Raw genomic sequence first — 12,913 nt, 5'->3', positions numbered from 1 at the left:
CCCTTACTTCTCTTGCCAGCTATAGACGTATTCTTTGTTTTCAACCTTATCGAGCTCGTCAGAAAACTCTAACGCGTGGCGCGTATCAATCATCACTGCCACTTCATCGGTAAACTTCTTCTTGTATTCCTGACCCGCTTTGAACGCTTTCGGGTGAGGACCGTGGGTAAAACCTGCCGGATGGAAAGTCACCATGCCTGCTTCGATGTTGTCACGGCTGAAGAAATCCCCTGCGTGGTAGAACAAGACTTCGTCATAATCGTCATTGTTATGATAGAACGGCACCTTTAGTGCGCCAGGGTCGCTTTCGATCGGTCGAGGTACAAACGTACACACAACAAATTCAGCACCAACAAATGTAGTGTGGGCAGAAGGCGGTAAGTGATAACGATGCGACATCAAAGGTCGAATATCACGCCAGTTCACTTTCACCACAGCCAAGTCACCGTGCCAACCAATCGCATCAAGCGGGTTGAATGGGTAAGTAATCACGCTGACTTTGTCATGGCGCTTCACATGAACTTGAGTTTGATCTTCTGAGTATTGCGCGCGGAATTCGTCGTTAATTGACGGCGTTTCCAAAACCGCAGGGTCGAATACAGCGTGATTGCCCACCATGCCTTTTTCTGGCAAAGAATAAGCGGCATCGGTGTTTTCAATCATCAGAACAAACATTGGCTCGCTTGGTTCTAATCGCCAACTGGTTGAGCGTGGGATCATCACGTAATCACCTTCGCTCACTTTGAGATGACCATAGTCGCAGTAAAGGTCTGCCGTGCCGTGATGGATGAACAGCAGCTCATCGCCATCGGCGTTACGCACCAAGAAGTCCATCTTCTCATCCATACGCCATACACGGATCTTACAGTTGGCGTTGTGTAGAAGATGCGGCACTGCCCAAGGCGAAATCTGACTCGCCGTTTCGACTAGGTTGAAATCGAAAGCTCGCGGACGTAAATCGCCTTCCCACTCCGACCAACCTGTCGGTGCGTGTTGATGATGAAAGTGTGCCGCAGGACCGAAGAACCCACTTCGACCTGCTTCACGTTCGTAAATTGCCTCTTCCGGGAAATCAGCATGTGCTTGCTTGGAGCACACTCCCTCCCGATGAGGGAATGTGATCCATTTATGCATCGCTTAGTACTCCTCGGCGGATTTGGTCTTCTTCAATCGACTCAAACAAGGCTTTGAAGTTACCCTCACCAAAACCTTCGTTGCCTTTGCGTTGAATGATTTCGAAGAACACAGGGCCAATTACGGTCTGAGTGAAGATTTGTAGCAAGATGCCGTCTTTCGTTGGTGCACCATCTATAAGAACTTGCAGATCGCGCAGTTTGCTTACGTCTTCCCCGTGTCCTTTTACGCGCTCGTCGACTTTCTCGTAGTACGTGTCCGGCGTTGGCATAAAGTCCATGCCACGATCACGCAGTGTTTGAACGGTTTGGTAGATGTCATCGGTGGTCATCGCGATGTGCTGAATACCTTCACCGTTGTATTCACGGATGAACTCTTCAATCTGGGATTTGTCGTCAGAAGATTCATTGATTGGAATGCGGATCTTGCCACACGGCGCGGTCATTGCGCGGCTAACAAGCCCAGTTAGCTTACCTTCGATGTCGAAGTAGCGAATCTCGCGGAAATTACCAATGCGCTCGTAGAATCCTGACCACACGTCCATGTTGCCTTGCTTCACGTTATGAGTCAGATGATCGATTTCGTACATACCAACGTCTGCTTTCGCGAGGCGCTCTTCTGCATCGTCATAGAAACGGAAGTCGACATCGTAAATGCTCTGTTTGCCGTAACGATCCACGAAGTACAGAAGGCTTTCACCAATGCCGTAAATTGCTGGGATGCTCAGCTCCATAGGGCCGATTTCCGTTTTGTACTCTTCACCGCCGTTATTCAGCGCCTGCTTGAGTGCTACGTTCGCGTCTTGCACGCGAAATGCCATGCCACAAACTGAAGGGCCATGAACTTTAGCGAAGCCTTCTGCCTGACTGTGCGGCTGAGCATTAACGATAAAGCTGATGTCACCTTGTCGGTACAGCCAAGCCTCTTTAGAACGATGTTTTGCGATCTCTGCAAAACCCAACGATACAAACAGCGCTTTCAGTTGTTCAATACCTTCGCTATCCGCCGCTGTGTATTCCACAAATTCGAATCCATCCGTGCCTAATGGGTTGTAGGTGTCCACCATGACTTTCTCCTTATGTCATTGCTGTGTTTGAACATACGTTCTCGTTCGATATTTCTAACTTGGCGCAGGAGGAGAAAAATTGGAATACATGAGTGGAAATCTGGCTTTACGCAGTTTTAAACGGCAGTTGTAAAATTTATGTTACACACAACTTTGTAATAGCAAACGTTTACGACAATTATATGGAAAGCGAGCTATATCAATGCATTATCATATCCCGCATCAATTTACACACCACAACAAGATGTAAACAGATTGTTACCATGGCGAGTATTTTGGGCAGTAACGCGCATTTATCATTCAAACAAGGTCCCGTTAAGGATATTTATATGGAATGCAAGACGATAAGTGTTAGTATCGTTTTTTTAACCACAACATTGGCAAATTAGTTATGGCACGCCGAACTCACGAAGATACCCAAATTACGATCAACACCATTCTCGATGTCGCGACAGAGCAACTGATCACGCTTGGCTACGAGAAAATGTCTTACACAACGTTGAGCGAGCAATCGGGAATATCGAGGACGGGGATAAGCCACCACTTTGCAAAGAAAGCCGATATCCCTCGCGCTCTGCAAGGCAGACTGCTGAAAATGTTGGTGGATAAGCTCGACCTGTCCGGTAGCGAAGAGGCATTTGTCAGTAGTTGGAAGCAACATTTCGAAGATTCTGAATTCATGGCGATCTGGCGCTTGGCATTCTTGATGACCGTTTGCGAGCACCACACTCCTTACCTCAAAGACTTTCAAAATCAGGTAGAGGCAGTGGCTTCTTACAAGTTGCACAAAGATAGCCAACGCACGGTTGAGTGGTTGATTGGATTAACCCTGCTAAGCATTCATCGATACGAATAAAGTCAAATCAATAGTGAAGCCGAGTACCCTACTCGGCATTTTGCTTTTTTAGGGTGTTGAATACATAAAAACAAAAGGTTAGCAGCATTGAAACTAAAGCGACCGAACCCTTTGCAGAGTTCGGTCTATCCAGAAAGGCAGTGCGAGAGGACATGAATAAACAGAGATTGTATTAATCCACATTCGTGACATTGCTTCAATAAATAGAGGGTAAATTACAATCAGCTCTACACATATACTGCTAACTTTTCATCAATTACAAAAATAGCTCGACTCTGTACATAAATACTGAAGTACTTCAGTTAAAACAGAGACTTTCTCGACATATAGAGATTCGTAAAAAGCTCACATCATTCTTCTGCGTCCTATTCCCCCTAACACTGATTTCATACGTAGCTCTTACCCTCGTGCTTTCCTAGCTGTTATTTACTTTCGTGACCGCCGCATCAGATCCGGTAATTCACAGGTCAGAATAATGTCAGGCAGAGGTGTTTTTTGATTCAAGACAGTTTTCACATGGATTAGCTGTGTAATAAGAGGTGTTCTGTTCCCTTTCGGGCTCGCACTCTATACCGCTGCGGTCTCGACCAAGAAAGAAAGAGACATCCAAATGACACAAATTAATCAAGAACGTCTAGTTGAACATTTCTGCCAACTGGTTCGCATCGACAGCGAATCTATGAATGAAAAACAAATTGCAGAAACTCTGGCTGAGCAACTGGGCGAACTAGGCTTTACGGTTCACAAACTACCAGTACCAGAACACATTTCTAACGGCTTCAACGTGTACGCACGTCTAGAGGGTAAGAAAGAAGGCTCTATCCTAATGAGCTGCCACATGGATACAGTAACGCCTGGTATCGGCATTGAGCCAATCATCGAAGATGGCATCATTCGCTCTAAAGGCAATACAATCCTTGGTGGTGACGACAAATCAGGCATCGCAGCAATCATGGAAGCGGTTCGCTGCATCCAAGCTGAAAACCTAGAGCACAAAACGTTAGAGCTTGCTTTCACTGTGCATGAAGAAGGCGGTCTGTTCGGCTCTGAGTACTTCGACATGACGCACGTAACGTCTAACGAAGCGATCGTACTGGACACTGGCGGTCCTATCGGCACTATCGTGACAGCAGCACCTGGTCAGCAAAAAATCGTTGCGACAATCAAAGGCCGCCCTGCACACGCGGGTCTAGCACCTGAAGAAGGCATCAGCGCAATCATGGTAGCGGCAGATGCAATCAACCAGATGAAGCTGCTTCGTATCGACGAAGAAACCACAGCAAACATCGGTATGGTAAACGGCGGTCAAGCGACAAACATCGTGATGCCAGAACTAAAAATCGTTGCTGAAGCACGCTCTCTAAACGGTGAGAAGCTAGAAGCACAAGTGAACCACATGATCTCTACCTTCGAGTCAGTATGTGAAAAACACGGCGCAGAAGTTGAAATCGAATCAAGCCGCGCATACGACGCTTTTGTTATTGAAGAAGGCAATGCTCACGTATCAGCAATCAAAGCGGCATTTGCTGACATGGGCATCGATGCATTCACAAAAGGCACTGGTGGCGGTAGCGACGCAAACAACTTCAACAAGAAAGGTCTAACAACAGTAAACCTTTCCACTGGTATGGCGAAAGTACACACCACTGAAGAATTCATTGCCGTTGACGACATGGTGAAAATCACTGAGTTCGTTAAGCACTTCCTAGTGAAATAATCTAGAGAATAGAGCACAGTTTACGCTGAATTTGAAACGCTAATGCTGATCCCCTTCTTGCTTCGCGCATGAAGGGGATTTTTCGTTTCTATCCGCTTTACTCTCTTCATTATCTCTTTGACCTGCCTTCTTGGCTAATAACCTGACTGTGCCAAGTCGGTATAAATTCATGGATTGAAATTCTATTGGCTCACTTTTTGAGACCAAAAAGCTCAGCTTTCAACACCCTGTTACAGGTATGTTAAAACTCGATTGTCTGAACAATTTATACAATATACATTCAACTCACCTTCAAGGATGAATCGAGTGAGGAAAGGATGAAACTACCCAAGCTACTTTTGTTGGCATCTATCATGAGCCCAATGTTTGCCGCTTCGACTTATGCCGTGCCGTACCCATCGGGCGTGACACTCGCTGAAGCCCAAGAGATCACGCTTAATAACGGTGCAGAAGTGACGTCTATCGATCCGGCGAAACAAGCAGCTGAGCCCGCATTTAACCTTGGTCGAGACTTGTTCGAAGGGTTAACGATTCAAGACAAACAAGGGAAAACCATTCCCGGCGTTGCGAAATCTTGGTCGGTGAACGACAACAATACGGTCTACACCTTTCAGCTTCGTGATGCAAAATGGTCGAATGGTGACAATGTCACTGCACAAGACTTTGTCTACAGTTGGCAGCGCCTACTCGACCCCAATACGGCTTCCCCTTACGCTTGGTTTGCCGCGATTCCAAACATCCAAAACTCACAAGCGATTATGAAAGGCGAAGCAACACCGCAAACACTTGGCGTAAAAGCACTGGACGAAAAAACCTTCCAAGTGACGCTTGAAAAGCCAATTCCATTTTTTATCAAGCTGCTTAGTCATCCGGTTCTTGCTCCGGTGCATCAAGCCACGGTTGAAAAATACGGCAGCAACTGGACGCAACCAAAACACATTGTTACTAATGGCGCATTTACCGTTTCTGAGTGGAAGGTAAACGAAAAAATGGTGATGGTGAAAAATCCATATTATTGGGACGCAAGCAACGTCGTGTTGGATAAAATCACATGGCTGCCGATTGGTGATGCCAATGTTGTGCTTAATCGCTATTTAGCGGGGGAAATAGACCAAGTGATGTCGATTCCTTCTGCGCAAAAGAAAAAGCTGATCACCAAGCTGCCACAAGAAGTCGCAGACACCAGTGCGTCACTTGGCTCGACGTTTTATTACCTCAACACCCAGCAGGGTCCAACTAAAGACCTGCGTGTTCGACAAGCCCTATCCTATGCCATTGATCGCAAGATCTTAACCGATGCGATTTTAAGAAACGGAGGTATCCCAATGTTTACCTTGGTGCCGCCACAAACCGATGGCTTTCAATCACACATCCCAGAATACGCGACATGGACAACGAATCAGCGTATCGACAAAGCCAAACGCTTATTGGCACAGGCTGGTTATAACAAAGCGAATCCACTCAAACTCACTTTCACAGTTCCTACCTTCTCTAAAGACGTGAAAATGGCAACAGCAATGGCAGGCATGTGGAAAAGCCGCTTAGGCGCCCAAATCACCATTAAACAACTCGAGCCTAAAGTGTTCTACGCATTAAAAGAGCCAACTGAAATCACTCGTGGCGGCTGGACCGCAGACTACAACGAAGCTTCAACATGGCTCGATATCTTCGTCTCCAATGGCGAGTACAACGATTCACGCTACAACAACCCCAAATATGATGAGTTGATGTCGCGTTCTAAAACCATGAATGACCCCTCAAAGCTGTATCTACAAGCAGAAAGCATGCTGATTGAAGATATGGCGATTATCCCGGTTTACCGTCCAGGCAACGATCAATATTTGATCAAGCCTTATGTTGGTGGCTACGAGCGTACTAACCCCGAGTCCTCGTACTACCGCAAGAATGTCTATGTGAAAGTCCACTAATGGCATGCTTTCGGCCTGAGTCGGCTCGGTAACACGCACTGACATTGCGAGTACATGGCATATCGTGTCGAACTTCTCTTCTCTCGGTGATGAGCTCAGGCCAATTTTTTTCTCTTTCTCGACGTGACGACATGTGACGTCGAATGACCAAAGGATGATGGATCATGATTTGGTACATTCTCAGACGATTAGCCATCGCGATTCCGACGTTGTTGTTTATCGCTTTGGTCTCTTTTTGGTTGATGCATATCGCACCCGGCGGACCGTTTGACATGGAGCGTCCTATGCCGGAAGTGGTTCGCGCTAACATCGAAGCCAAATTTCACCTCGACGAACCATTTTTGGTTCAGTTCTGGATTTATATTACCAACTTCGCTCAAGGCGATTTAGGACCAAGCTTTGTCTATCAAGACTTTACGGTGACTCAGTTGGTCGCTCAATCTTGGCCAGTCTCTGCCCTGCTCGGCGTTCTGTCTTTTTGTATCTCAGTGCCACTTGGCATGTTGCTCGGCACCATTGCTGCGTTAAAGCGCAATAGCCGCTTAGATTACGGGTTGATGACCCTTTCCATGACGGGTGTTGTTGTGCCAGCTTTCGTCCTCGCGCCAGTATTGGTGACGATATTTGCGATTCATTTAGGTTGGCTACCTGCCGGTGGTTGGGAAGGAGGACAACTCGCTTTTCTCGTTCTACCAGTGCTAAGTCTTGCGATTGGCTCTATCGCCAGTATTGCTCGTGTTATGCGCGGCGCCATGATTGAAACACTGAATCAACCTTATATTCGTACTGCAAAAGCCAAAGGGTTATCGACCGCATACATCTTGTTCCACCATGCACTGCGACCGTCATTGATCCCCGTCGTCGCCATGCTGGGTCCAGCTTTTGTCTCGGTTGTCACAGGCTCGGTCATCATCGATATCTTTTTTGGTACTGGCGGTATGGGACAACACTTTGTCTCCGGCGCACTGAATCGCGATTACGGCTTAGTCATGGGTATTACTCTGATCGTTGCTTCACTGACGATCTTTTTCAACCTTGTGGTCGACTTACTCTACACCGTTATCGACCCGCGTATCCGAGTTTAGGAGCCGAGCATGTTATCGATTAAAAAGCTGGATACTCAATCCTTACAACAACGAGTTGTTGATAATATCGAAGCTGTAGAAGGTCGAAGTCTATGGCAAGACGCGTGGACTCGCTTTCGCCGAAATCGCGCGGCAATGACCTCCGTTTACGTGCTCGCGTTCATCATCTTGTGTATCACCTTTGGTCCTTCACTTGCAGCCTTTGGACATGACGAGATTGATTGGAACATCCTTGCTGACCCGTACGAGTTGGGGAAACCCTCTTTGAGCAGCGGACACTATTTTGGTACCGACGACCTAGGACAAGACCTATTTGCCCGCACGATGCAAGGTGGTCGCCTGTCGATTTTGGTTGGCTTTGTTGGTGCCTTGGTTGCCGTTGTGATTGGCACTATTTGGGGCAGTATTTCTGGCTATCTTGGTGGTGTGGTAGACAGCGTCATGATGCGCATCATCGAAGTCCTCGACTCAGTGCCATTTATGTTCATGGTCATCCTGTTCGTGACCTTATTTGGCAACAACATCTATCTGATCTTTATCGTGATTGGCATGGTGTCATGGCTGGGTATTGCCCGAGTGGTACGTGGCGTGACCTTCGGCATCAAAAAGCGCGAATTTATTGAAGCAGCACACTCAATTGGCGTCACAAAGTTCACCATTGTGCGCCGTCATGTGCTGCCAAATGTGCTTGGGATCGTGATGGTCTACTCCTCCTTAATGGTGCCCGGCTTCATCATGTTTGAGTCCTTCTTGAGTTTCTTAGGCTTAGGTGTTCAACCGCCAGACACCAGTTGGGGAATCTTGATTTCAGAAGGCGCAAAAACCATCGACGTGGCATTGTGGATGCTACTTTTCCCATCGCTGTTTTTGGTCGCAACCCTCTTTTGTTTTAACTTCATCGGCGATGGCTTACGCGACGCCCTTGACCCGAAAGATCGATAAGGACTTCCCATGCTATCAATTGAAAACATGAACGTGCGCTTCGATACGCCAGACGGACAAGTGCAAGCGGTCAGCAACCTCTCCTACGCGATTCAAGCGGGAGAAACGCTGGGCATCGTTGGCGAGTCCGGCTCAGGCAAAAGCCAATCGGTATTTGCGCTGATGGGGCTAACAGCTGATAACGGGAACGTCTCGGGCGAAGCGCGTTTTCATGGCGAGAACTTACTCGCGATGTCGAAGAAGCAACTAAACCGCATTCGCGCAGAGAAAATCGGCATGATCTTTCAAGATCCGATGACCTCTCTTAACCCATTTATGAAGATTGGCAAACAGCTCAGTGAAGTGCTGATGGTGCACAAAGGCATGAGCCGAAAACAAGCCATTGCAGAATCCATTCAGATGCTAGATGCAGTGCGGATTCCTTCTCCGGAAACGCGCATGAACCAATATCCACACGAGCTTTCTGGCGGTATGCGCCAACGTGTGATGATTGCCATGGCGTTGTTGTGTAAACCGGAACTGCTTATTGCCGATGAGCCCACAACAGCACTCGACGTGACAGTACAAGCGCAAATCCTGACGCTGTTGCGTGAGTTACAACAGGAGTTCAACACTGCCATCTTGCTTATCACTCACGATATGGGCGTGGTCGCTGAAATGTGTGACCGAGTTTTAGTCATGTACGGCGGACAAAAAATGGAACAAGCCGATACGGACACCTTATTCGCCCAGCCAGCTCACCCGTATACCCAAGGGCTTCTAAAGGCGATCCCATCGATTACCGAAGACATGCCTCGTTTACCAACCATTGCAGGTAACCCTCCAAGCGCTCTGATAAATCACAAAGGCTGCCCGTTTAGAGATCGCTGTGACTATCGTGAGCCACGCTGCCAAACACAAACACCTCGGTTCGCGCCCCTTAACGGACGCCAATCCATCGCCTGTCATGTCAAAGCGCAAGGCAGTATTTCTCTTATTCATCAATCGGCTTAAGGAAACGTTATGACCCAGCAAGAAGTGTTATTGTCTGCCCGCGACCTGAAAGTCCACTTTCCAGTATCGCGCCATATCATTCCTAGTCGAAGAAAGATCGTCAAGGCGGTGAATGGCATTGACTTAGATGTGTACCGAGGCGAAACCCTTGGCATTGTCGGCGAATCCGGCTGTGGTAAGTCCACATTAGCGCGCGCACTACTTCGTTTGATTGAACCGACACATGGCACCCTGACGTGGAAAGGTGAAGATATGCGTGGCTTTGGCAAAAACGCACTCGCCCTTCGTCGTCGCGAATTCCAGATGATATTTCAAGACCCATCAGCCAGCTTAAACCCGCGTTTAACCATTTCAGAGTGCATTGCCGAACCACTGCTAACACACGAGCCGGGGCTTAAACGCGCCGAAGTTGAAAAGCGAGTCATCGCCATGATGGACAAAGTAGGACTACTCGCAAGCCAGCGTAACCGCTATCCGCATGAGTTTTCCGGTGGGCAGTGTCAACGTGTCGGCATCGCACGAGCGTTGATTCTTAATCCAGACTTGGTGGTGTGTGATGAACCCGTGAGCGCACTTGATGTGTCCATTCAGGCGCAAGTGATCAATCTACTCGATGACCTCAAACAAGAAATGGGACTGACACTGGTAATGATTGCCCACGACCTCAGCGTGGTACGTCATATTAGTGATCGCGTAATGGTGATGTATCTGGGTAAGCCGATGGAAGTCGGACGTTACGACCAAGTATTTGATGATGCGCAGCACCCTTATACCAAAGCGTTGCTTTCTGCGGTGCCAATCGCCAACCCTCAATTAGCACGCAACCGCGAGATCCAATTGCTGCCCGGCGATCTCCCTTCCCCGCTCAGCCCTCCGAGCGGTTGCGTCTTTCGAACTCGATGCCCAGAAGCAACCCAACTTTGCGGGCAGCAAAGCCCTGCAAAAATTGGCTCTGAGCAACATCATATCTATTGTTCAAACATGATTTCAGGAAGTCTTTCATGAATACAACAAACTCGGTAAATCAACGCCTTTCATCGCTGCGAGATGCGATGGCAACTTATAATGTTGCAGCTTATATCGTAACGAATAACGATCCTCACAATAGTGAATACTCTGCGGATCATTGGGCTGGTCGAACATGGATTTCTGGTTTTACCGGCTCGGCAGGTAACGTTGTTATCACTACTCAAGGTGGTGGACTATGGACCGACGGTCGCTACTACATTCAAGCTGAAGAACAGCTTCATGGTACTGGACTCAACCTATTTAAAGCGCGTCAACCAGAGACGCCAAGTATTCCTAAATGGTTAGCCAGCACGTTAGAAGCCAACAGTACCATCGCGGTAGATGGACGTTCTATCTGTTATGCATTTTACCAAGAACTCAAACAAGCGCTTGAGCCTAAAAGCATCCAGATTATCCTCGACCTCGATTTACTGACACCAATCTGGCATGACCGCCCTAGCAGACCAACTGAGAAGATCTTTGAGCACCCTGTCGCCTTTGCCGGCATAGAGACCAAGCAAAAACTGGCAGACCTTCATTCTTGGCTTGGCGACAACCACGTTAACGGTTTGTTGGTGTCAACGTTAGACGATGTAATGTGGACGCTAAATATTCGCGGCGCAGATACTCCTTACTGCCCGGTATCTGAAGCGTATCTTGTGGTGGAACAAACGCGCGCTACCGCATTTATCGACAAAGCGAAGTTGCCCGTTGAGATAGAAAAGCAGCTCAACGAGCAAGGTGTCAGCGTTCGTCATTACGACTACGTGAGCCAATATTTGAATCAGCAATGTGAAGGGCTTTCTATTGCGTTTAACCCAAGCTACACCGACAGTTTATTGGTCAGTGCAATTGAGCAAAACGTTTCACTAAAGCCAATGGCTTGCCCGGTCACCGACATGAAAGCCAGCAAAAATCCGACCGAGCTAGCCAATCTCGAACAGTCATTGAAGGACGATGGTGTGGCAGTTGTCAGGTTCATGAGTTGGCTAGAAGACCAAGTCCCAAGTGGGCTTGTTACTGAGCTGTCTGCTGAGGCACAGCTAAAAAGTTATCGTCGTCAAACTCGCCATTACGTGAGCGACAGTTTTCGCACCATCGCAGGCTTTGCTGCCCATGGTGCCAAAATGCACTACGCTGCCGATGAAGAAAGCAATGCCGTCGTCAACGAGAGCAACTTCTTTCTTGTCGACTCTGGCGGTCAATACCTTGGCGGCACGACGGATATCACCCGTACTTTCCATTTCGGGTCACCGACCATTAAACAGCGCAAAGACTACACCTTAGTGCTCAAAGCGGTCATCCGACTGACTCAGACTCGATTTATGAAAGGCTCTACGGGTGCCAATCTCGACATCATGGCTCGCGGTGTGTTGTGGCAGCATGGTATCGATTATAAATGCGGCACGGGACATGGTGTTGGTATTTGCTTAAATGTTCATGAGGGTCCACAAAACTTTTCGCAAAGCCATCGCGAAGTGGAACTGAAACCAGGCATGGTGATCACCAACGAGCCGGGCGTGTATCGCGAAGGTGAATACGGCGTTCGTATCGAGAACATCATGAAAGTCGTAGAAGTCGAGCAAAACGAATTTGGCACATTTTACGGTTTTGAGACCATTACCCTCGCCCCAATTGCCACCAGCATGCTCGATGTCGCCTTACTTAGCCAAGACGAAGTGGATTGGTTAAACCACTATCACACCCAGGTTTACAAAGCGCTCAGCTCATCATTAGATGCGCATGACAAAACTTGGTTACAAGGTGCAACCCAGATGGTTGAAAAATAGCGTTTTATCTATCTCCAATTTCATTTTCATTTCAAACTCTTGTTAATTTCAAATAACTTAGTTTGATTGCCAGTCCTCGGGCTGGCTTTTTTCATTTAAAGCCTAACCTATTATAAAATAAAGGCATTTTATTAAATTACTATATAAAGAACCCTATTTTGTATAGATAGATAAATACGAATTTGGACATAAGATATCAATTCGATTTCGTGATCAAATCAGAGCTGGAAGCAGAGTCACAAGTCCGATTTATCCCACCTATTTAAAACTCAAATCCCATCAGATAATCAAATTTATCATCCGTTCATATTGAAATGGATGATGCAACTCCCCTAAGTGCCGAGCTTCTGGCGGCATGTTTAATGTCTATTCCATTGGCAAAAGTAGAGTCTCA

The 12,913-nt window shown here is 47.4% G+C and carries 10 protein-coding genes; 8 read left to right on the top strand and 2 right to left on the bottom strand.

The window, feature by feature from the left end:
• Window positions 1-3: 3 nt before the first annotated feature.
• On the bottom strand, window positions 4-1,134 hold the full coding sequence (locus KIT90_RS04820) for a homogentisate 1,2-dioxygenase (RefSeq protein ID WP_285375633.1): 1,131 nt from the start codon (window positions 1,132-1,134) through the stop codon (window positions 4-6).
• The gene (gene hppD / locus KIT90_RS04815; RefSeq protein ID WP_285375632.1) at window positions 1,127-2,200 is read right to left on the bottom strand and encodes a 4-hydroxyphenylpyruvate dioxygenase; all 1,074 of its coding nucleotides are present in this window, start codon (window positions 2,198-2,200) and stop codon (window positions 1,127-1,129) included. Before hppD ends, KIT90_RS04820 begins: the two co-directional genes overlap by 8 nt.
• A 391-nt stretch (window positions 2,201-2,591) precedes the next feature.
• Here hppD and KIT90_RS04810 point away from each other — a divergent pair, with 391 nt between their 5' ends.
• The 8 genes from KIT90_RS04810 to KIT90_RS04775 all read left to right on the top strand — a co-directional run bounded on the left by KIT90_RS04810 (window position 2,592) and on the right by KIT90_RS04775 (window position 12,519).
• Window positions 2,592-3,056, top strand: a complete 465-nt coding sequence (locus tag KIT90_RS04810) for a TetR family transcriptional regulator (protein ID WP_045483033.1) — start codon at window positions 2,592-2,594, stop codon at window positions 3,054-3,056.
• Window positions 3,057-3,666: 610 nt separating this feature from the next.
• A complete protein-coding gene (locus tag KIT90_RS04805) occupies window positions 3,667-4,773 on the top strand; it encodes a M20/M25/M40 family metallo-hydrolase (RefSeq protein ID WP_285375630.1) in 1,107 nt (368 codons plus the stop codon).
• Window positions 4,774-5,090: 317 nt separating this feature from the next.
• The gene (locus KIT90_RS04800) at window positions 5,091-6,701 is read left to right on the top strand and encodes a peptide ABC transporter substrate-binding protein (RefSeq protein WP_285375629.1); all 1,611 of its coding nucleotides are present in this window, start codon (window positions 5,091-5,093) and stop codon (window positions 6,699-6,701) included.
• Window positions 6,702-6,865: 164 nt separating this feature from the next.
• The gene (oppB, locus tag KIT90_RS04795) at window positions 6,866-7,786 is read left to right on the top strand and encodes an oligopeptide ABC transporter permease OppB (protein ID WP_005439957.1); all 921 of its coding nucleotides are present in this window, start codon (window positions 6,866-6,868) and stop codon (window positions 7,784-7,786) included.
• 9 nt (window positions 7,787-7,795) lie between these two features.
• On the top strand, window positions 7,796-8,728 hold the full coding sequence (locus KIT90_RS04790) for an ABC transporter permease subunit (protein ID WP_285375628.1): 933 nt from the start codon (window positions 7,796-7,798) through the stop codon (window positions 8,726-8,728).
• Window positions 8,729-8,737: 9 nt separating this feature from the next.
• A complete protein-coding gene (locus KIT90_RS04785; RefSeq protein ID WP_005445480.1) occupies window positions 8,738-9,721 on the top strand; it encodes an ABC transporter ATP-binding protein in 984 nt (327 codons plus the stop codon).
• Between the two features lie 9 nt (window positions 9,722-9,730).
• Window positions 9,731-10,726, top strand: a complete 996-nt coding sequence (locus tag KIT90_RS04780) for an ABC transporter ATP-binding protein (protein ID WP_050939506.1) — start codon at window positions 9,731-9,733, stop codon at window positions 10,724-10,726.
• Window positions 10,723-12,519 (top strand): aminopeptidase P family protein, encoded by a 1,797-nt coding sequence (locus KIT90_RS04775; RefSeq protein ID WP_285375625.1) that lies wholly within the window; start codon window positions 10,723-10,725, stop codon window positions 12,517-12,519. The genes KIT90_RS04780 and KIT90_RS04775 overlap by 4 nt, the downstream gene beginning before the upstream one ends.
• Window positions 12,520-12,913 lie beyond the last annotated feature (394 nt).

Origin of the sequence: Vibrio sp. B172a (assembly GCF_030248355.1) — a bacterium.
Classification (GTDB): domain Bacteria; phylum Pseudomonadota; class Gammaproteobacteria; order Enterobacterales; family Vibrionaceae; genus Vibrio; species Vibrio owensii.
The sequence above is the reverse complement of the archived record's forward strand: the minus strand, read 5'-3'. Positions and strand labels throughout refer to the sequence as shown.

Excerpts from the sequence above, each read along its gene's own strand:
- KIT90_RS04820 (WP_285375633.1), bottom strand. The coding sequence starts at position 1,134 with ATGCATAAATGGATCACATTCCCTCATCGGGAGGGAGTGTGCTCCAAG.
- hppD (WP_285375632.1), bottom strand. The coding sequence starts at position 2,200 with ATGGTGGACACCTACAACCCATTAGGCACGGATGGATTCGAATTTGTG.
- KIT90_RS04810 (WP_045483033.1), top strand. The coding sequence starts at position 2,592 with ATGGCACGCCGAACTCACGAAGATACCCAAATTACGATCAACACCATT.
- KIT90_RS04805 (WP_285375630.1), top strand. The coding sequence starts at position 3,667 with ATGACACAAATTAATCAAGAACGTCTAGTTGAACATTTCTGCCAACTG.
- KIT90_RS04800 (WP_285375629.1), top strand. The coding sequence starts at position 5,091 with ATGAAACTACCCAAGCTACTTTTGTTGGCATCTATCATGAGCCCAATG.
- oppB (WP_005439957.1), top strand. The coding sequence starts at position 6,866 with ATGATTTGGTACATTCTCAGACGATTAGCCATCGCGATTCCGACGTTG.
- KIT90_RS04790 (WP_285375628.1), top strand. The coding sequence starts at position 7,796 with ATGTTATCGATTAAAAAGCTGGATACTCAATCCTTACAACAACGAGTT.
- KIT90_RS04785 (WP_005445480.1), top strand. The coding sequence starts at position 8,738 with ATGCTATCAATTGAAAACATGAACGTGCGCTTCGATACGCCAGACGGA.
- KIT90_RS04780 (WP_050939506.1), top strand. The coding sequence starts at position 9,731 with ATGACCCAGCAAGAAGTGTTATTGTCTGCCCGCGACCTGAAAGTCCAC.
- KIT90_RS04775 (WP_285375625.1), top strand. The coding sequence starts at position 10,723 with ATGAATACAACAAACTCGGTAAATCAACGCCTTTCATCGCTGCGAGAT.